Annotated in this window: 16 protein-coding genes and 1 tRNA gene; 16 read left to right on the top strand and 1 reads right to left on the bottom strand. The window is 63.0% G+C overall.

The annotated features are described in order from the left end of the window. Positions 1 to 507: 507 nt before the first annotated feature. From C163_RS18770 to astE, 12 genes are all read left to right on the top strand, one after another. Complete coding sequence (locus C163_RS18770) at positions 508 to 1,293, top strand: ABC transporter substrate-binding protein (RefSeq protein WP_025340128.1); 786 nt, start codon at positions 508 to 510, stop codon at positions 1,291 to 1,293. 88 nt (positions 1,294 to 1,381) lie between these two features. Next, entirely contained in the window at positions 1,382 to 2,071 is a 690-nt protein-coding gene (locus tag C163_RS18765; protein ID WP_003260113.1) for an ABC transporter permease, read from the top strand. Next, entirely contained in the window at positions 2,068 to 2,766 is a 699-nt protein-coding gene (locus C163_RS18760) for an ABC transporter permease (RefSeq protein WP_003260115.1), read from the top strand. Before C163_RS18765 ends, C163_RS18760 begins: the two co-directional genes overlap by 4 nt. Before the next feature lie 22 nt (positions 2,767 to 2,788). Further along, entirely contained in the window at positions 2,789 to 3,553 is a 765-nt protein-coding gene (locus C163_RS18755) for an ABC transporter ATP-binding protein (protein WP_025340127.1), read from the top strand. Between the two features lie 98 nt (positions 3,554 to 3,651). Then, the gene (gene argR, locus C163_RS18750) at positions 3,652 to 4,632 is read left to right on the top strand and encodes a transcriptional regulator ArgR (protein ID WP_025340126.1); all 981 of its coding nucleotides are present in this window, start codon (positions 3,652 to 3,654) and stop codon (positions 4,630 to 4,632) included. A gap of 559 nt (positions 4,633 to 5,191) precedes the next feature. Further along, positions 5,192 to 6,412, top strand: coding sequence for an aspartate aminotransferase family protein (locus C163_RS18745; protein ID WP_013973653.1), 1,221 nt, complete (start codon positions 5,192 to 5,194; stop codon positions 6,410 to 6,412). A gap of 147 nt (positions 6,413 to 6,559) precedes the next feature. After that, a complete protein-coding gene (aruF, locus tag C163_RS18740) occupies positions 6,560 to 7,579 on the top strand; it encodes an arginine/ornithine succinyltransferase subunit alpha (protein ID WP_025340125.1) in 1,020 nt (339 codons plus the stop codon). Positions 7,580 to 7,657: 78 nt separating this feature from the next. Continuing rightward, positions 7,658 to 8,686 (top strand): arginine N-succinyltransferase, encoded by a 1,029-nt coding sequence (gene astA / locus C163_RS18735; RefSeq protein ID WP_025340124.1) that lies wholly within the window; start codon positions 7,658 to 7,660, stop codon positions 8,684 to 8,686. Next, the gene (astD, locus tag C163_RS18730; RefSeq protein WP_025340123.1) at positions 8,687 to 10,150 is read left to right on the top strand and encodes a succinylglutamate-semialdehyde dehydrogenase; all 1,464 of its coding nucleotides are present in this window, start codon (positions 8,687 to 8,689) and stop codon (positions 10,148 to 10,150) included. 23 nt (positions 10,151 to 10,173) lie between these two features. Beyond that, a complete protein-coding gene (gene astB, locus C163_RS18725) occupies positions 10,174 to 11,523 on the top strand; it encodes an N-succinylarginine dihydrolase (RefSeq protein ID WP_025340122.1) in 1,350 nt (449 codons plus the stop codon). A 14-nt stretch (positions 11,524 to 11,537) separates the two neighbouring features. Beyond that, positions 11,538 to 11,828 (top strand): topoisomerase II, encoded by a 291-nt coding sequence (locus tag C163_RS18720; protein WP_003256592.1) that lies wholly within the window; start codon positions 11,538 to 11,540, stop codon positions 11,826 to 11,828. Positions 11,829 to 11,838: 10 nt separating this feature from the next. Next, on the top strand, positions 11,839 to 12,846 hold the full coding sequence (gene astE / locus C163_RS18715) for a succinylglutamate desuccinylase (protein ID WP_025340121.1): 1,008 nt from the start codon (positions 11,839 to 11,841) through the stop codon (positions 12,844 to 12,846). A gap of 21 nt (positions 12,847 to 12,867) precedes the next feature. Here astE and C163_RS18710 read toward each other — a convergent pair whose 3' ends face one another. Then, entirely contained in the window at positions 12,868 to 14,145 is a 1,278-nt protein-coding gene (locus C163_RS18710) for a M91 family zinc metallopeptidase (RefSeq protein ID WP_025340120.1), read from the bottom strand. Between the two features lie 265 nt (positions 14,146 to 14,410). Here C163_RS18710 and alaS point away from each other — a divergent pair, with 265 nt between their 5' ends. The 4 genes from alaS to C163_RS18690 all read left to right on the top strand — a co-directional run bounded on the left by alaS (position 14,411) and on the right by C163_RS18690 (position 19,034). Beyond that, positions 14,411 to 17,035, top strand: coding sequence for an alanine--tRNA ligase (gene alaS, locus C163_RS18705; RefSeq protein ID WP_025340119.1), 2,625 nt, complete (start codon positions 14,411 to 14,413; stop codon positions 17,033 to 17,035). Between the two features lie 246 nt (positions 17,036 to 17,281). After that, the gene (locus C163_RS18700) at positions 17,282 to 18,517 is read left to right on the top strand and encodes an aspartate kinase (protein WP_013973645.1); all 1,236 of its coding nucleotides are present in this window, start codon (positions 17,282 to 17,284) and stop codon (positions 18,515 to 18,517) included. 165 nt (positions 18,518 to 18,682) lie between these two features. Continuing rightward, a complete protein-coding gene (gene csrA, locus C163_RS18695) occupies positions 18,683 to 18,871 on the top strand; it encodes a carbon storage regulator CsrA (RefSeq protein WP_003254503.1) in 189 nt (62 codons plus the stop codon). A gap of 72 nt (positions 18,872 to 18,943) precedes the next feature. Continuing rightward, positions 18,944 to 19,034 (top strand) — tRNA-Ser (locus C163_RS18690). Positions 19,035 to 19,132 lie beyond the last annotated feature (98 nt).

The raw sequence follows: 19,132 nt of genomic DNA, 5'->3' as shown, positions 1-19,132 counted from the left end.
TCGCGACACAAGGCCGCTCCTACAGGGGCGTATGCCGCCAACAAAACCCCGTCCGGGCAACCGGCGGGGTTTTTTGCTTTACTGTTACCCGACATTCATCGGTAACTGTTCTGTCACCGGCGCCGCACAATATCGGGGCGCCAGGAAACAAATCCGGCCTGTTTCAGTGCGTTTTCGCAGCCTTTTTTGCGACACGGCACGCTGCACTTGCCGTAATACAAGGCTTTGCCAATAATAGGCCCGGGAATTGCTAGTACTATAGGTTCTATTTCTTGCGCTCTTGCATATTTTGCAATGGCTGTCAACATCGCCCGCTGCCGTTTCAAGCGCTTCTGTAAGTAGTTGTCGCTTTGAAGAAATATCGACTACCGGGCTGTCGTTAAAATGCCAATCACTCGCTCGTGGTCTGCGACCTTGGTCGAACCCTGCGCGGCTCGCGTTGTACCCATTCGCATATCGGGCAGCCGTTACCTGCCTTGTATTGCTTCGTACCGATGGAGTTACCTGATGAAGAAGCTCGCACTGCTTGGCGCCCTGGCGCTGTCCGTGTTTTCCCTGGTGTCGCAGGCCGATGAAAAACCGCTGAAAATCGGCATCGAAGCCGCTTACCCACCGTTCGCCTTCAAGCAGCCAGACGGCAGCATTGCCGGTTTTGACTACGACATCGGCAACGCCCTGTGCGAAGAGATGAAAGCCAAGTGCACCTGGGTCGAGCAGGAGTTCGACGGCCTGATCCCGGCGCTGAAAGTGCGCAAGATCGACGCCATCCTGTCGTCCATGTCGATCACCGAAGACCGCAAGAAATCGGTCGACTTCACCAAGCGCTACTACCTGACCCCGGCGCGCCTGGTGATGAAGGAAGGTACCGCCGTCAGAGACAGCCTGGATGAGCTCAAGGGCAAGAAGATTGGTGTGCAGCGCGGTTCGATCCATGACCGCTTCGCCAAGGAAGTGCTGGGCGCCAAAGGTGCCACCGTGGTTCCTTACGGCACCCAGAACGAAATCTACCTGGACGTGGCAGCTGGCCGCCTCGATGGCACGGTGGCTGACGCCACCCTGCTGGAAGACGGCTTCCTCAAGACCGACGCCGGCAAGGGCTTCGCCTTCGTAGGCCCGTCCTTCACCGACGCCAAGTACTTCGGTGACGGCATCGGTATTGCCGTGCGCAAGGGTGACAAGGCCAACGTCGAGCGCATCAACGCTGCCATCGACGCCATCCGTGCCAACGGCAAGTACAAAGAAATCGAGAAGAAGTACTTCAACTTCGACATCTACGGTCCAGACTCGAACTAAGACGTCGGGTTTCACCTGTGCAATGGTGCAAACAGCAGAGGCTCTGAGGTTTGCACCATTTTTCATTCTCTAGGTCGAGGACCTCATCATGTTGAAAGGCTACGGGGCAGTCATCCTCGACGGGGCGTGGCTGACGCTTCAGCTCGCCCTGTCGTCGATGGCCCTGGCCATCGTGCTCGGCCTGATCGGTGTGGCGCTGCGCTTGTCGCCGGTGCGCTGGCTGGCCTGGCTGGGCGATCTGTATTCCACGGTGATTCGTGGTATTCCGGACCTGGTCCTGATCCTGCTGATCTTCTACGGCGGGCAGGACATCATCAACCGCGTTGCGCCGCTGCTCGGTTATGAAGACTACATCGACCTGAATCCGCTGATCGCGGGTATTGGTACCCTGGGCTTCATCTTTGGTGCCTACCTGTCGGAAACCTTCCGCGGTGCGTTCCTCGGTATTCCGAAAGGCCAGGCCGAAGCGGGCGTGGCGTATGGCATGAGCAACCGCCAGGTGTTCTTCCGCATCCAGGTGCCGCAAATGATTCGCCTGGCGATCCCGGGTTTCACCAACAACTGGCTGGTGCTGACCAAGGCCACCGCGCTGATTTCGGTAGTGGGCCTGCAGGACATGATGTTCAAGGCCAAGCAGGCGGCCGACGCCACCCGCGAGCCTTTCACCTTCTTCCTGGCGGTGGCGGCCCTGTACCTGGTGCTGACCAGCATCTCGCTGCTGGCCCTGAAGTATCTCGAGCGCCGCTACTCGGTGGGCGTCAAGGTGGCTGAACTATGATCTTCGACTACAACGTCGTCTGGGAGGCACTGCCGATGTACTTCGGCGGCCTGCTGACCACCCTCAAGCTGCTGGCGATTTCGCTGTTCTTCGGGCTGCTGGCGGCCATTCCGCTGGGCCTGATGCGGGTGTCCAAGCAGCCAGCGGTCAATCTCGTGGCGTGGCTGTACACCTACGTGATCCGCGGCACGCCGATGCTGGTGCAGCTGTTCCTGATCTACTACGGCCTGGCGCAGTTCGAGGCGGTGCGCGAAAGCTTCCTGTGGCCGCTGCTGTCCAGCGCTACCTTCTGCGCCTGCCTGGCGTTCGGCATCAACACCAGTGCCTACACCGCCGAAATCATCGCCGGCAGCCTCAAGGCCACGCCCCATGGCGAAATCGAGGCGGCCAAGGCCATGGGCATGTCGCGCATGAAGATGTACCGGCGCATCCTGCTGCCGTCGGCCCTGCGCCGGGCGCTGCCGCAGTACAGCAACGAAGTGATCATGATGCTGCAGACCACCAGCCTGGCGTCGATCGTCACCCTGATCGACATCACTGGCGCTGCGCGCACGGTCAATGCCCAGTACTACCTGCCTTTCGAGGCCTATATCACGGCGGGCGTGTTCTACCTGTGCCTGACCTTCATCCTGGTGCGCCTGTTCAAGATGGCCGAACGCCGCTGGCTCGGCTACCTGGCGCCGCGCAAGCACTGACCGCTTTGTGAGAATCGACAGCATGTACAAACTCGAAGTCCAAGACCTGCACAAGCGCTACGGCAGCCATGAAGTGCTCAAGGGCGTGTCCCTGTCGGCCAAGGCAGGCGATGTCATCAGCATCATCGGCTCCAGCGGTTCGGGCAAGTCGACCTTCCTGCGCTGCATCAACCTGCTGGAGCAGCCGCACGCCGGCAAGATCCTGCTCAACAACGAAGAGTTGAAGCTGGTGCCGGGCAAGGACGGCGCGCTCAAGGCCGCCGACCCGCGTCAGCTGCAGCGCATGCGCTCGCGCCTGTCGATGGTTTTCCAGCACTTCAACCTGTGGTCGCATATGACCGCGCTGGAAAACATCATCGAAGCGCCGGTGCACGTGCTGGGCGTGAACCGCAAGGAAGCCCTGGAAAAGGCCGAGCACTATCTGGCCAAGGTGGGTGTCGCTCATCGCAAGGACGCCTTCCCGGGGCACATGTCCGGCGGCGAGCAGCAGCGTGTGGCAATTGCCCGGGCGCTGGCCATGGAGCCGGAGGTCATGCTGTTCGACGAGCCGACCTCGGCACTGGACCCGGAGCTGGTGGGCGATGTGCTCAAGGTGATGCAGGCGCTGGCCCAGGAAGGCCGCACCATGGTGGTGGTGACCCACGAAATGGGCTTTGCCCGTGAGGTGTCCAACCAGCTGGTGTTCCTGCACAAGGGCCTGGTGGAAGAAACCGGCTGCCCGCGCGAAGTGCTGGCCAACCCGCAGTCGGAGCGCCTGAAGCAGTTCCTCTCCGGCAGCCTGAAGTAAAAACTGCATTTTTGCACCAGAATAGGGCATGCTGCGCGGCGAGCGCAGCCTGACCCGGCGCACAGACTCGAACGACCTCAGGTTTCGGACCGCACCCTATGACCACCCAGCGAATCGGTTTTCTCATCTGGCCCAGCACCCGGCCCTTGACCCTGGCGCTGGCCGAGGAAGTGTTGCAGGTGGCGCAGCGGGTGCACCCGGAGGTGGTCTACGAGCTGGTCTTCCTGCAGGCGGAGCCGGCGCAAGAGGGCAGTTGGCGCCTGCCGGGCGAGCCGTGGAGCGGCCGCCTTGAGGGGTGCCACAAGCTGTTCCTGTTGGCTGACGAGCAGCCGCCGGCGGTGGGAGCTGCGTTGTCGGCGGCGCTCAAGCAACTGGCGCGCAGTGGCTGCATGATCGGCGGCCTGTCGGCCGGGGTCTACCCCTTGGCGATGCTGGGCCTGCTCGACGGTTACCGGGCTGCGGTGCACTGGCGCTGGCAGGATGATTTTGCCGAGCGTTTCCCCAAGGTCATCGCCACCAGCCACCTGTTCGACTGGGACCGCGATCGCCTGACCGCTTGTGGCGGCATGGCCGTTACCGACCTGCTGCTGGCGGTGCTGGCCCGTGACCACGGGGCGGAGCTGGCCGGGGCAGTGTCGGAGGAACTGGTGGTCGAGCGCATCCGCGAGGGTGGCGAGCGCCAGCGCATTCCGCTGCAGAACCGCCTGGGCTCCAGCCACCCCAAGCTGACCCAGGCGGTGCTGCTGATGGAGGCCAACATCGAAGAGCCGCTGACCACCGACGAAATTGCCCAGCACGTGTGCGTTTCGCGCCGGCAGCTGGAGCGTATCTTCAAGCAGTACCTGAACCGCGTGCCGAGCCAGTACTACCTGGAGCTGCGGCTGAACAAGGCGCGGCAGATGCTGATGCAGACCAGCAAGTCGATCATCCAGATCGGGCTGTCCTGCGGCTTCTCCTCGGGGCCGCATTTTTCCAGTGCCTACCGCAACTTCTTTGGCGCAACGCCGCGGGAGGATCGCAACCAGCGGCGTAGCAGCAGCCCGTTCGAACTGAGCTCGGCGCCTGCCGAAAAAGGCTGATATTTCGGGTGGGTTCGGGGCGTATGCCTTGGGTTTGATGGTGCGGCGGAAATCGAGCGCCGCCCGCGCGGCGCTTCGCGGGACAAGCCCGCTCCCACATTTGTTGCAACGTGCCGAACCTGTCAGGCCATTGTTGTCAGCCTTGTTGCCTTGACGCGGTTTCCCGGCTGGCGCTACCGCCGTCTCGCCAGTCTCAAACTCTCCGCCAAAGCTGGCAACGCCTTTCCCACAGGCATGGCCACGTTGCAACAAATGTGGGAGCGGGCTTGCCCCGCGAAGCGCCGCGCGGGCGGCGCTCGGTCTCACAGGCGCCGCCCCCGTTTCGCCGAACATCCCTGGCCCCTCACAAACCTGTGTGAACACCCGTTCACCCAGCCCCCTCTCTCCCGTACACTGCGCGATTGCGACAGTGTTTGTCGCATTGCCGAAAGCCTTGTCAAAACTGGGTTTTGCGCTGTAACAAGTTGTCGCTTGGCCGCAAGGACAGGCGCGGATCAGTCCTTACAATCCCCCCATCGCTCGCCACTTCCAGGCCAGCGTTCCTCTTCAGGAGACTCAGATGTCCGTTGAGCAAGCCCCGGTGCAACGTGCCGATTTCGACCAGGTCATGGTCCCCAACTATTCTCCGGCGGCCTTCATTCCTGTGCGAGGCGAGGGTTCCCGCGTCTGGGACCAGTCGGGTCGCGAATTGATCGACTTTGCCGGTGGCATCGCGGTCAACGCCCTGGGCCACTGCCACCCGGCACTGGTCAAGGCCCTGACCGAGCAGGCCAACACCCTCTGGCACGTATCCAACGTGTTCACCAACGAGCCGGCCCTGCGCCTGGCCCACAAGCTGGTGGACGCCACCTTTGCCGACCGTGCGTTCTTCTGCAACTCCGGCGCCGAGTCCAACGAGGCCGCCTTCAAGCTGGCCCGTCGCGTTGCCCACGACCGCTTCGGCCCGGAAAAGCACGAAATCATCGCCACCGTGAACAGCTTCCACGGCCGTACCCTGTTCACCGTCAGCGTCGGTGGCCAGCCGAAGTACTCCGATGGCTTCGGCCCGAAGATCACCGGCATCAGCCATGTGCCGTACAACGACCTGGAAGCGCTGAAGGCACAGATTTCCGACAAGACCTGCGCCGTGGTGATCGAGCCGATCCAGGGCGAGAGCGGCGTGGTGCCGGCCGACAAGGCCTACCTGGAAGGCGCGCGCAAACTGTGTGACGAACACAACGCCCTGCTGATCTTCGACGAAGTGCAGACCGGCGTTGGCCGTACCGGTTCGCTGTATGCCTACCAGCACTACGGCGTTACCCCGGACATCCTGACCAGCGCCAAGAGCCTGGGCGGCGGTTTCCCGATCGGTGCCATGCTGACCACCACCGAGCTGGCCAAGCACCTGGCTGTCGGCACCCACGGCACCACCTACGGCGGCAACCCGCTGGGCTGCGCCGTCGCCTGCGCGGTGCTGGACGTGGTCAACACCCCGGAAACCCTGGCCGGCATCAAGGCCAAGCATGAGCGCTTCAAGGTCCGCCTGGAGCAGATCGGCCAGAAGTACAACCTGTTCAGCCAGGTGCGTGGCGTTGGCCTGCTGCTGGGCTGTGTGTTGACCGAGGCCTGGAAAGGCAAGGCCAAGGATGTGCTCAACGCCGCCGAGAAAGAAGGCGTGATGGTGCTGCAGGCCGGCCCGGACGTGGTCCGCTTCGCGCCAAGCCTGGTGGTTGAAGACGCCGACATCGACGAAGGCCTGGACCGCTTCGAGCGCGCCGTGGCCACCCTGACCAAGGGCTGATCCGCCTGCGGTTCCTTCGCCGGCCCCGGTGCAGGCTCAGCCCGAGTCTGCACCGGGCCGGTGATACCCGATTCCAGTGCAGGTGCCAGTGCACCTGCCGTTTTTCCGTGCCGCCGTGAGCGGCCCGTATTCCAAAGGAGTGACACCATGCTGGTGATGCGCCCCGCGCAAATGGCTGATCTGAACGAAGTGCAGCGCATGGCTGCAGACAGCCCCATTGGTGTCACCTCGCTGCCGGACGACACCGCTCGCCTGGGCGACAAGATCGCCGCATCCGAGACTTCCTTCGCCGCCGAGGTCAGCTTCAACGGTGAAGAAAGCTACTTCTTCGTGCTCGAGGACAGCGAAACCGGCAAGCTGGCCGGTTGCTCGGCCATCGTCGCTTCGGCCGGCTACTCCGAGCCGTTCTACAGTTTTCGTAACGAGACCTTCGTGCACGCCTCGCGCGAGCTGAAGATCCATAACAAGATCCACGTGTTGTCGCTGTGCCATGACCTGACCGGCAACAGCCTGCTGACCAGCTTCTATGTGCTGCCGGAACTGGTGAACAGTGGCTGGGCCGAGCTCAATTCGCGTGGCCGCCTGCTGTTCATGGCCGCTCACCCGGAGCGTTTCGCCGACTCGGTGGTGACCGAGATCGTCGGCTACAGCGACGAGCAGGGTGAATCGCCGTTCTGGGATGCCATCGGCCGCAACTTCTTCGACCTCAACTATGCCCACGCCGAGCGCCTGTGCGGCCTGAAGAGCCGTACCTTCCTCGCCGAACTGATGCCGCACTACCCGATCTACGTGCCGCTGCTGCCTGACCTGGCTCAGGAAGCCATGGGCCAGGTGCACCCGCGGGCGCAGATTACCTTCGACATCCTCATGCGCGAAGGCTTCGAGACCGAGCACTACATCGACATCTTCGATGGTGGCCCGACCCTGCATGCGCGTACCTCGGGTATCCGCTCGATCGCCCAGAGCCGGGTGGTGCCGGTGAAGCTCGAGGACGCCCCGGTCAAGGGCGGGCGCCCGTACCTGGTGTGCAACGGCCAGTTGCAGGACTACCGCGCGGTACTGCTGGACCTGGACTGGGTGCCAGGTAAACCGGTCAGCCTGAGCCCGGCCGCCGCCGAGGCGCTGGGGGTGGGCGAGGGTGCCAGCGTGCGTCTGGTTGCGGTCTGAGGTCTGGCAACAGACGTTTCGGGATTGATGCGTTAGAAGAGTTTCGCGCCGGCCGCCGCCGCCGCAAAAGGAGATAGCATGATCGTTCGTCCTGTACGCAGCAGCGATTTGCCTGCGTTGATCGAATTGGCACGCAGCACCGGTACCACCGGGCTGACCACGCTGCCGGCCAACGAAGAGCGCCTGGGGCATCGCGTTGGCTGGGCGGAGAAGAGCTTCCGGGGCGAAGCCGAGCGTGGCGACACCGACTACCTGTTCGTGCTGGAAAACGACGAAGGCATGGTGGTGGGCATCAGTGCCATCGCCGGTGCCGTCGGCCTGCGCGAGCCCTGGTACAACTACCGGGTCGGCCTGACCGTCAGCGCCTCGCAGGAGCTGAAGATCTACCGCGAAATCCCCACCCTGTTCCTGGCCAACGACCTGACCGGCAACTCCGAGCTGTGCTCGCTGTTCCTGCGCAGCGACTACCGCTCCGGCCTCAACGGCCGCCTGCTGTCGCGGGCGCGCATGCTGTTCATCGCCGAGTTCCCCGAGCTGTTCGGCAAGAAGATCATCGCCGAAATGCGCGGCATGTCCGACGAGCAGGGCCGCTCGCCGTTCTGGGAAAGCCTGGGCCGGCACTTCTTCAAGATGGAGTTCAGCCAGGCCGACTACCTCACCGGCGTGGGCAACAAGTCGTTCATTGCCGAGCTGATGCCGAAGTTCCCGCTGTACACCTGCTTCCTGTCTGAGGCAGCGCGCAACGTGATCGGCCGCGTGCACAAAGACACCGAGCCGGCGCTGGCCATGCTCAAGCAGGAAGGCTTCAACTACCAGGGTTACGTCGACATTTTTGACGCCGGCCCCGCCATCGAGTGCGACACCGACAAGATCCGCGCCGTACGCGAAAGCCAGACCCTGGTGCTGGCCGTGGGCACACCGGGCGATGACGCCACTCCTTACATCATTCACAACCGCAAGCGCGACGACTGCCGCATCACGGCTGCACCTGCGCGGTTGGCCGCCGGTACCCTGGTGGTCGACCCCTTGACGGCCAAGCGCCTGCGCATGGGTGCCGGCGACAACGTGCGCGCGGTGCCGCTGTCGGCAAGCCGGGAGGCCAAATAAATGACCACGCATTACATCGCAGGCAATTGGCAGGTCGGCCAGGGTGAAACCCTGCAGTCGCTCAACCCGGTGACGCAGGCTGTCGTCTGGCAGGGGCAGGGCGCCGACGCCAGCCAGGTGGAGGCTGCCGTGCAGGCTGCGCGCCATGCCTTCCCGGCCTGGGCGCAACTGAGCCTGGAAGCGCGCATCGATGTGCTGGAGAAGTTCGCCTTGCAGCTGAAAGCGCATGCCGAAGCGATGGCCCAGTGCATTGGCGAGGAAACCGGCAAGCCCCTGTGGGAGTCGGCGACCGAAGTTACCAGCATGATCAACAAGGTGGCGATCTCGGTGCAGAGCTACCGCGAGCGCACCGGCGAAAAGAGCGGCCCGCTGGCCGATGCCACGGCCGTGCTGCGGCACAAGCCCCACGGTGTGGTGGCGGTGTTCGGCCCGTACAACTTCCCCGGCCACCTGCCCAACGGGCATATCGTGCCGGCGCTGCTGGCGGGCAACTGCGTGGTGTTCAAGCCCAGTGAGCTGACGCCCAAGGTCGCCGAGCTGACCGTCAATTGCTGGATTGCCGCCGGGCTGCCGGCGGGTGTGCTCAACCTGGTGCAGGGCGCGCGTGAAACCGGTGTGGCGCTGGCCGCCAACCCGGGTATCGATGGCCTGTTCTTCACCGGCTCCAGCCGCACCGGCAACCTGTTGCACCAGCAGTTCGCCGGCCGCCCGGACAAGATTTTGGCCCTGGAGATGGGCGGCAACAACCCGCTGGTGGTGGACGAGGTCAAGGACCTCGATGCGGCGGTGTACACCATTATCCAGTCGGCGTTCATTTCCGCCGGCCAGCGCTGCACCTGCGCCCGCCGTCTGCTGGTGCCGCAAGGCGCCTGGGGCGATGCTCTGATCGCGCGCCTGGTCGAGGTGAGCAAATCCATCACGGTCGGTGCGTTCGACCAGCAGCCGGCGCCGTTCATGGGTTCGGTGATTTCGCTGCAGGCAGCGCGGGCGCTGATTGCAGCCCAGGCCGAACTGGTCGCCAAGGGCGCCGTGAAGCTGCTGGAAATGACCCAGCCACAGGCCGATGCCGCACTGCTGACCCCGGGCATTGTCGATGTCACCGCGGTGGCCGAACGCCCGGACGAAGAGTTCTTCGGCCCGCTGCTGCAGGTGATCCGCTATGCCGACTTCGATGCCGCCATCGATGAGGCCAACAACACCCAGTACGGCCTGGCTGCCGGTTTGCTGTCCGACTCCCGCGCCCGTTACCAGTACTTCTGGCTGCGCAGCCGCGCTGGCATCGTCAACTGGAACAAGCAACTGACCGGTGCCGCCAGCAGTGCACCGTTCGGCGGCGTGGGAGCCAGTGGCAACCATCGCGCCAGCGCCTATTACGCGGCGGACTACTGCGCTTACCCCGTGGCTTCGCTGGAGACCGCCAGCCTTGCCTTGCCGGCAACCCTGACGCCGGGCGTCACCCTATAACAACAGGTCACGGAGCCTAGCCGATGAAATCCTATGAAGTGAATTTTGATGGCCTGGTGGGGCCTACCCACAACTATGGCGGCCTGTCCTACGGCAACGTGGCTTCGCAGAGCAACAGCCAGCAGGGTTCCAACCCGCGCGAAGCCGCGCGCCAGGGCCTGGCGAAGATGAAAGCGCTGGCCGACATGGGCTTCAAGCAGGGCGTGCTGGCGCCGCAGGAGCGCCCCGACGTGGCCGCACTGCGCCGCCTGGGCTTCAGCGGCAGCGATGCCGAAGTGATCCAGCGCGCCGCCAAGGAGGCCATGCCATTGCTGGTGGCCAGCTGCTCGGCCTCGAGCATGTGGGTGGCCAACGCCGCCACGGTCAGCCCCAGTGCCGACACTGCCGATGGCCGCGTGCACTTCACTGCTGCCAACCTCAACTGCAAGTACCACCGCAGTATCGAGCACCCGACCACCAGCCGAGTGCTGGGTGCCATGTTCAACAACGACAAGCACTTTGCCCACCACGAGGCACTGCCTGCCGTGGCGCAGTTCGGTGACGAGGGGGCGGCCAACCACACGCGCTTCTGCCGTGCATATGGCGAGGCCGGTGTGGAGTTCTTCGTCTACGGCCGCAGCGCCTTCGACAGTCGCTACCCGGCGCCGCAGAAGTACCCGGCCCGGCAAACCCTGGAGGCTTCCCAGGCTGTGGCCCGGCTGCATGGCCTGAGCGAAGACGGCGTGGTCTACGCTCAACAGAACCCGGCCGTGATCGACCAGGGCGTGTTCCATAACGATGTAATTGCGGTGGGTAACGGCGAGGTGCTGTTCTATCACGAGGACGCTTTCCTCGACACCGACGCGGTACTTGGCCAGCTGCGAGCTAAACTGGCCAGCAAGGGTGGCAACTTCCAGGCCATCTGCGTGCCGCGGGCAGCGGTGACGGTGGAGGACGCGGTGCGTTCCTACCTGTTCAACAGCCAGCTGCTCAGCCGCGACGACGGCTCCATGCTGTTGGTGGTGCCGGAAGAGTGCCGCAACAACGAGCGGGTCTGGGCCTACCTGGGCCAGTTGACCAGCCAGGGCGGCGCGGTGAAAGAGGTCAAGGTATTTGACCTCAAGCAGAGCATGCAGAACGGCGGTGGGCCGGCTTGCCTGCGTTTGCGCGTGGCGTTGAAGGAAACGGAACTGGCAGCGGTCAACCAAGGCGTTATCATGACCGCCTCGCTGTACGACACCCTGCTGCTGTGGGTCGACAAGCATTACCGCGATCGCCTTGGCGAGGCGGACTTGGCCGATCCGCAGTTGCTGGTGGAATGCCGTACGGCACTGGACGAATTGACCCAGATCCTGAAGTTGGGCTCGGTGTATCCGTTCCAACGCCAACCTTGAAGAGAGACTTTGCAATGACCGACGCCCTGCGCCTTATCCTGGAAGATGAAGACGGCACCCAGCTGGAAACTTCCTGCACCCGCTTTGCCGTGGTCTGGCAAGGCAAGGAAGTGTGGATTCAGCAGGATGGTCGTGGCCAGCTGCTGATCGGCGTGGATGTCGAGGAAGACGACACCGAGTACGCCAATCTGCTGCTACGCCCGATGGCCACCAACCTGGTCAGCCTGCAGCTGGAAATGGAACCGGCGGAGGTCGGCGAAGACGACGATCACGTCCATGGCCCCGACTGCGGCCACCACCACTAAGGAAGTACCTATGCTCGCCCTTGGCAAATTGCTTGAGCTGACCCTCACCGATCACGAACCGGCCGAGAAGACCCAAGTGACACCCAAGGGCGCGCGTTTGCGTTGGCTGGGGGAGGGCGCGCTCGAAGTGCGCCCGGCCGAAAGCGAGGATTGCGGGCTGGACTTGCTGTTGTCCGCCGGCATCCACGGCAACGAAACGGCACCGATCGAGTTGCTCGAGCGGCTGCTGCATGGCGTGGCCAACGGCAAGATCAAACCCAAGGCCCGGGTGCTGTTCCTGTTCGGCAACCCGGCAGCGATCCGCAAGGGCGAGCGCTTCATCGAGCAGGACATCAACCGCCTGTTCAACGGCCGCCACGAGCTGTCCAGTGGCTTCGAGGCATTGCGTGCCGCCGAGCTGGAACAGTTCGCCCGGGTGTTCTTCAGCAAGCCGGGGCGCAACCGCCTGCACTACGACCTGCATACCGCCATCCGCGGCTCGAAGATCGAGCAGTTCGCCTTGTACCCTTATAAAGAGGGGCGCAAGCATTCCCGTCGCGAGCTGGTACGCCTGGCGGCGGCGGGCATGGAGGCGGTGTTGCTGCAGAGCAAATCCTCCATCACCTTCAGCGCCTTCACCTACGAGCAGCTGGAGGCCGAAGCCTTCACCCTGGAGCTGGGCAAGGCCCGCCCGTTCGGTCAGAACGAGCTGGTCAACCTCGACAAGCTGGAAGCGAGGCTGATCCACATCATCGAAGACACCGAGCCACAGGGCGAAGGCTCTCTGGATGGCCTGCAGCTGTTCAGCGTGTCCCGCGAGATCATCAAGCACAGCGACAGCTTCCACCTGCACCTGCCGGCGGACATCGAGAATTTCTCCGAGCTGAGCAAGGGTTACCTGCTGGCCGAAGACCTGGCCGAGACGCGCTGGGTAGTCGAGGAGGAGGGCGCGCGCATCATCTTCCCCAACCCCAAGGTCAAGAATGGCCTCAGGGCGGGGATTCTGATCGTTCCTGACTCCGGCCAGCGACTAGGCTGAGCTGGCCCCGATACACTGGGCTCACGGCTGTGTGCGCAGCTCCAGTTGCAGCGCCTGGCGCAGCCCGTTTTCAGTGAAGGCGGGTGGGTTGGTGTTCAGGGCGGTGCTGCCGCCGAATGTGAACCTGCAATCGGTGGGTAAGCCGATGCTCTGCAGCAGCAGGTTGTCCACCGGATAAGCGCCGTTTTTGCCTTGAACCTCGGTCTGGCCCGGAAAGACGGTGCCTGACATCGAGTTCCAGCCTTGGCACAAGCAACGATACAGGTCGAGTAGTGGCAGTTGCGCTGCGGTCGACCAGCCTGGGTTGTATGCCAGGGTGCCGCCGCTGTAGCCCCAGCTACTCTGGTTTTCGTCGATGATGAAGTGGCCTTCGTCTTCATCTTCTTCGTGGTCGCTGGGTGTATAGGTCGTGAATTGGTGTCTGGATGCTTCGATCAGGCTGATCGGTGTCCCGGACTGCCCGGCCTTTTTATCCAGGGCCGCCAGCAGCGCCTGGCCGCAGGGTAGTTTGCGCAGGAGCTCCAGCGCATCCTGTGCCGCTTGCCTGAACGGGTCGCTACCCGTCACTCGCACACCGATATTGCCCAGGGCCTGATGTTCGACCGTCACGGGCCGGGCCAGTCGTGCATCGTTTTCGGTATCGCGGTAGAGCTCGACCCTGGAGGATTCGCGGCCAAGCAGGCGGTGCCCCGTGACGTTGACAACCGCGTCGCCCTTGTCGATGAGTACCGGTCCGCTACCGACCACAATCTGGTGCGTGCCGGTATGGGCATCGATGTGGACGATACCTGCGCCGGTCTCGATCCTGTTGCCGCTCCCTATCATGTCGATCAGCACCGTCTTCTTCACCTCCGGGGCGATGACGACGTGGTGATTGCCATCGGTGAGGCGAATGGCGATGGCTTGGGCGGTATGCGCGGCGACCATGAATACCGCATCGTTGATGGTCACTTCCAGCAGGCATTCGCGCGGGGCGATACGTATGCGCTTTTGCTGCTCATTCGCGCGCAGCGCACGCGGGGCCACGTTGAAGACCAGCAGCTCGCTGTTCTGGGTGCTGCGGCGATAACGCCGCCCCAATGGATAGGCACGTTCGAGGGTGATTCGCACATTTTCGTCGGCCTGGATGTACTTGACCTCGGTCTGCTGCTGAAGGTTGTCGTCATTGTGAAAGGCGGTCTGGGCGTAACCAGGTTCGCGAGCATCTATGTAGTAGATCGGGTTCGGATTGGCCAGGGTAGCCTCGTGAGGCAGCGGGTGTGGGTCCGAGTGGAGTTTGGAGATGTTCAGCTCAGGCATGGAGTGCTCCGGCAGTGAGGGTGGGCCGGCAGGATCCCGTTCCACTGCGCGGGTCAGGTGTTGCTTATGTACCGCATGGGTGGGCCTGCAGGTCTGCTTTTCCGCCCTGGCCGTGCTCATGAACGGCTTTTCATCCGCCGATTGCTGTTCTGGTGTACAAACACACTGTATCTCCCGTTCAGGCTGGATATAATGGCGCCCTTTGCCGTCGTTTCGTCGATTCGACGTATTAGCCCAAACGGCCGCCGTTTCCGTGGAAGAACCTATGAAAAGCGCAGAAATCCGTGAAGCCTTCCTTCGCTTCTTCGAAGAGCAGGGACATACCCGAGTCGCCTCCAGTTCGCTGATCCCGAACAACGACCCGACCCTGCTGTTCACCAATGCCGGCATGAACCAGTTCAAGGACTGCTTCCTCGGTGCGGAGAAGCGTGCCTACACGCGTGCCGTCAGCAGCCAGAAGTGCGTGCGCGCCGGCGGCAAGCACAACGACCTGGAAAACGTCGGTTACACCGCGCGTCACCACACCTTCTTCGAAATGCTGGGCAACTTCAGCTTCGGTGACTATTTCAAGCGCGACGCGATCACCTTCGCCTGGACCTTCCTGACTTCGGAAAAATGGCTGAACCTGCCCAAGGAAAAGCTCTGGGTCACCGTCTACGCCACTGACGACGAAGCCTACGATATCTGGACCAAGGAAGTCGGCGTGCCGGCCGAGCGCATGGTGCGCATCGGCGACAACAAGGGCGCCCCGTACGCCTCCGACAACTTCTGGACCATGGGCGACACCGGCCCGTGCGGCCCGTGCACCGAGATCTTCTACGACCACGGCCCGGACATCTGGGGCGGCCCACCCGGCTCGCCGGAAGAAGACGGCGATCGCTACATCGAGATCTGGAACAACGTCTTCATGCAGTTCAACCGCACCGCCGACGGCGTGCTGCACCCGCTGCCAGCGCCGTCGGTAGACACCGGCATGGGCCTGGAGCGCGTCAGCGCCGTGCTGCAGCACGTGCACTCGAACTACGAGATCGACCTGTTCCAGAACCTGCTGTCGGCCGCGGCCAAGGCCATCGGTTGCGGCAATGAGGGCCAGGCCTCGCTGAAAGTGGTCGCCGACCACATCCGTTCGTGCGGCTTCCTGATTGCCGACGGCGTGCTGCCGTCCAACGAAGGCCGTGGCTACGTGCTGCGCCGCATCATTCGTCGTGCCTGCCGCCACGGTAACAAGCTGGGCGCCAAAGGCAGCTTCTTCTACCAGATCGTCGCCGCGCTGGTCGCCGAAATGGGCGAGGCCTTCCCGGAACTGAACAGCCAGCAGGCGCACATCGAACGCGTGCTCAAGGCTGAAGAAGAACAGTTCGCCAAGACCCTGGAGCAGGGCCTGCGCATCCTCGAGCAGGACCTGGCCCAGCTGAAGGGCGAGGTGGTGCCGGGCGACGTGGTGTTCAAGCTGTACGACACCTACGGCTTCCCGATGGACCTGACCGCCGACATCGCCCGCGAGCGCGAGCTGACCATCGACGAAGCCGGCTTCGAGCGCGAGATGGACGCCCAGCGTGAGCGCGCCCGTTCTGCCAGCGCCTTCGGCATGGACTACAACAGCCTGGTCAAGGTCGACAGCGCCACCGAGTTCCTCGGCTACGAGGCCACCGAAGGCCAGGGCAAGATCATCGCCCTGTACAAGGACGGCCAGGCCGTCGACCAGCTGGGTGAAGGCGAGCAGGGCGTGGTCGTGCTCGACCGCACGCCGTTCTACGCCGAATCCGGTGGCCAGGTGGGTGACACCGGCTACCTGCAGGCTGGCGCTGCGCGCTTCGACGTGCGCGACACCACCAAGACCGGTGGTGCTTTCCTGCACCACGGCGTGGTTGCCAGCGGTGCGCTGGTGATCGGTTCGCCGGTCCAGGCCAAGGTCGATGCCGACGTGCAGCACGCCACCTCGCTGAACCACTCCGCCACCCACCTGCTGCACGAAGCGCTGCGCCAGGTACTGGGCGAGCATGTGCAGCAGAAAGGCTCGCTGGTCGACAGCCAGCGCCTGCGTTTCGACTTCAGCCACTTCGAGGCGGTGAAACCGGAGCAGATCAAGGCCCTGGAAGACATCGTCAACCGCGAAGTGCGCAAGAACACTGCGGTGGAAACCGAACTGACCGACATCGAAACCGCCAAGGCCAAGGGTGCCATGGCGCTGTTCGGCGAGAAGTACGGCGACACCGTGCGTGTGCTGAGCATGGGCGGCGATTTCTCGGTGGAGCTGTGCGGCGGTATCCACGCCAAGCGCACCGGTGACATCAGCCTGTTCAAGATCATCAGCGAAGGCGGCGTGGCCTCTGGCGTGCGCCGTATCGAAGCGGTCACCGGCGCTGCTGCGCTGGCCTACCTGAACGCTGCCGAAGAGCAGGTCAAGGAAGCCGCGCAGCTGGTGAAGGGTAACCGCGACAACCTGATCGACAAGCTGTCGGCTGTGCTCGAGCGCAACCGCCAGCTGGAGAAGCAGCTGGAACAGCTGCAGGCCAAGGCCGCCAGCGCCGCCGGGGATGATCTCTCCAATGCGGCCGTTGAGGTCAAGGGCGCCAAGGTGCTCGCCGCCCGCCTGGATGGGCAGGACGGCAAGGCCCTGCTGGCGCTGGTCGATCAGCTGAAGAACAAGCTCGGCCACGCAGTGATCCTGCTGGGCAGCGAGCATGAGGGCAAGGTCGTGCTGGTGGCCGGCGTGACCAAGGACCTCTCCAGCCAACTCAAGGCTGGCGATCTGATGAAACAAGCCGCTGCGGCGGTGGGTGGCAAGGGCGGTGGCCGTCCGGACATGGCCCAGGGTGGCGGCGTCGACGTCGCTGCACTGGACCAGGCCCTGGCGCTGGCTGTGCCATTCGCAGAGCAGGGACTTTGAGATGAGGGGGCCGGCGGTCTAGTGGCCTGTACGGCTAATTCTTGCGCTCAAATTCGAGTGCCAGGGTTTGCCGCGCAAGGCGCCGCGACGAGTCGTAGCCGGGCTACGGCGAGGAGTGGCAACGCAGCGAGGCGAATCCTGGCACTCGAATTTGGGTGCAAGAATTAGCCACACAGGCCACTCCCATCCGGCCTCTTCATGTTGGATTGTTTTTTGGGGCCCTGTATGGGCTGAGGCACCATTGAAATGGCGTTGATCGTACAGAAATTTGGCGGCACCTCTGTCGGTTCCATCGAGCGGATCGAGCAGGTAGCCGATAAGGTCAAGAAACACCGTGAGGCGGGCGACGACCTGGTGGTTGTGTTGTCGGCCATGAGCGGTGAAACCAATCGCCTGATCGACCTGGCCAAGCAGATCACCGATCAGCCGGTTCCGCGTGAACTGGATGTGATCGTGTCGACCGGTGAGCAGGTCACCATTGCCTTGCTGACCATGGCCTTGATCAAGCGTGGTGTGCCAGCGGTGTCCTACACCGGCAACCAGGTGCGCATTCTCACCGACAGCGCGCACAACAAGGCGCGCATCCTGCAGATCGACGACCAGAAGATTCGTGCCGACCTCAAGGAAGGCCGCGTGGTCGTGGTAGCGGGCTTCCAGGGCGTCGACGAGCACGGCAGCATTACCACCCTGGGCCGTGGCGGCTCCGACACCACGGGCGTGGCCCTGGCGGCTGCGCTGAAGGCTGACGAGTGCCAGATCTACACCGACGTCGATGGCGTCTACACCACCGACCCGCGCGTTGTGCCGCAGGCCCAGCGCCTGGAGAAGATCACCTTCGAAGAGATGCTGGAAATGGCCAGCCTCGGTTCCAAGGTGCTGCAGATCCGTTCGGTGGAGTTCGCCGGCAAGTACAACGTTCCGCTGCGCGTGCTGCACAGCTTCAAGGAGGGTCCGGGTACCCTCATTACCATTGATGAAGAGGAATCCATGGAACAGCCGATCATTTCCGGTATCGCCTTCAACCGTGATGAAGCCAAGCTGACCATTCGCGGCGTGCCGGACACCCCGGGCGTGGCCTTCAAGATCCTCGGCCCGATCAGCGCCTCGAACATCGAGGTCGACATGATCGTGCAGAACGTTGCCCACGATAACACCACCGACTTCACCTTCACCGTACACCGCAACGAGTACGAGAAGGCGCAGAGCGTGCTGGAAAACACTGCCCGCGAAATCGGTGCCCGTGAAGTGATCGGCGACACCAAGATCGCCAAGGTCTCGATCGTTGGCGTCGGCATGCGTTCGCACGCCGGTGTTGCCAGCCGCATGTTCGAAGCCCTGGCCAAGGAGAGCATCAACATCCAGATGATCTCCACCTCCGAGATCAAGGTTTCGGTCGTGATCGAAGAGAAGTACCTGGAGCTGGCCGTACGCGCGCTGCACACCGCGTTCGAGCTCGACGCTCCGGCACGACAGAGCGAGTAATACGCTGCCTGGAAGGGCGCGGCTTGCCGCGCCCTTCGCGTTTCTGCTCGCCACACAGGCCTGTCCTGCCCTGTGTGGCGAGTAATCGGGCCCTGGTCGTCGTCCACGACCAGGCCGCGACACCCAAGACTGTTACCCCTGAATGTTTTACGTAAGGAGAAAGCTATGTTGATTCTGACTCGTCGGTGCGCCGAGAGCCTGATCATTGGAGACGGCGAGATCACCGTGACGGTGCTCGGCGTCAAAGGCAACCAGGTGCGTATTGGCGTCAGCGCCCCGAAAGAAGTGGCTGTGCACCGCGAGGAAATCTACCTGCGGATCAAGAAAGAGAAGGACGAGGAGCCAAGCCTTTAATTTTTTTGAAGTTTTTTTCAAAAAAAGGGTTGCAAACGAGGAAGAGCCTGTTTAATATTCGCCTCGTGTTGCGGTGAGGTGGCCGAGTGGCCGAAGGCGCTCCCCTGCTAAGGGAGTATACCTCATAAGGGTATCGGGGGTTCGAATCCCCCCTTCACCGCCATTATTCGCTTAGGGCGCTGTAAACAGTAAGAACGCTAAGTAGTTGATTTTAAACGAAAAAGTTCTTGCAAAAATGTTTCAGCGACCTATAATGCGCGG

It is taken from the genome of Pseudomonas sp. FGI182 (genome assembly GCF_000511325.1).
GTDB classification, from domain to species: Bacteria; Pseudomonadota; Gammaproteobacteria; order Pseudomonadales; family Pseudomonadaceae; genus Aquipseudomonas; species Aquipseudomonas putida_Z.
The sequence above is the reverse complement of the archived record's forward strand: the minus strand, read 5'-3'. Positions and strand labels throughout refer to the sequence as shown.

What these genes read in the sequence shown, in the direction of transcription:
- astD (WP_025340123.1), top strand. Translation starts at nt 8,687, where the DNA reads ATGACCACGCATTACATCGCAGGCAATTGGCAGGTCGGCCAGGGTGAA.
- C163_RS18765 (WP_003260113.1), top strand. Translation starts at nt 1,382, where the DNA reads ATGTTGAAAGGCTACGGGGCAGTCATCCTCGACGGGGCGTGGCTGACG.
- aruF (WP_025340125.1), top strand. Translation starts at nt 6,560, where the DNA reads ATGCTGGTGATGCGCCCCGCGCAAATGGCTGATCTGAACGAAGTGCAG.
- astB (WP_025340122.1), top strand. Translation starts at nt 10,174, where the DNA reads ATGAAATCCTATGAAGTGAATTTTGATGGCCTGGTGGGGCCTACCCAC.
- C163_RS18760 (WP_003260115.1), top strand. Translation starts at nt 2,068, where the DNA reads ATGATCTTCGACTACAACGTCGTCTGGGAGGCACTGCCGATGTACTTC.
- csrA (WP_003254503.1), top strand. Translation starts at nt 18,683, where the DNA reads ATGTTGATTCTGACTCGTCGGTGCGCCGAGAGCCTGATCATTGGAGAC.
- C163_RS18755 (WP_025340127.1), top strand. Translation starts at nt 2,789, where the DNA reads ATGTACAAACTCGAAGTCCAAGACCTGCACAAGCGCTACGGCAGCCAT.
- astA (WP_025340124.1), top strand. Translation starts at nt 7,658, where the DNA reads ATGATCGTTCGTCCTGTACGCAGCAGCGATTTGCCTGCGTTGATCGAA.
- argR (WP_025340126.1), top strand. Translation starts at nt 3,652, where the DNA reads ATGACCACCCAGCGAATCGGTTTTCTCATCTGGCCCAGCACCCGGCCC.
- C163_RS18745 (WP_013973653.1), top strand. Translation starts at nt 5,192, where the DNA reads ATGTCCGTTGAGCAAGCCCCGGTGCAACGTGCCGATTTCGACCAGGTC.
- C163_RS18700 (WP_013973645.1), top strand. Translation starts at nt 17,282, where the DNA reads ATGGCGTTGATCGTACAGAAATTTGGCGGCACCTCTGTCGGTTCCATC.
- C163_RS18720 (WP_003256592.1), top strand. Translation starts at nt 11,538, where the DNA reads ATGACCGACGCCCTGCGCCTTATCCTGGAAGATGAAGACGGCACCCAG.
- alaS (WP_025340119.1), top strand. Translation starts at nt 14,411, where the DNA reads ATGAAAAGCGCAGAAATCCGTGAAGCCTTCCTTCGCTTCTTCGAAGAG.
- C163_RS18710 (WP_025340120.1), bottom strand. Translation starts at nt 14,145, where the DNA reads ATGCCTGAGCTGAACATCTCCAAACTCCACTCGGACCCACACCCGCTG.
- C163_RS18770 (WP_025340128.1), top strand. Translation starts at nt 508, where the DNA reads ATGAAGAAGCTCGCACTGCTTGGCGCCCTGGCGCTGTCCGTGTTTTCC.
- astE (WP_025340121.1), top strand. Translation starts at nt 11,839, where the DNA reads ATGCTCGCCCTTGGCAAATTGCTTGAGCTGACCCTCACCGATCACGAA.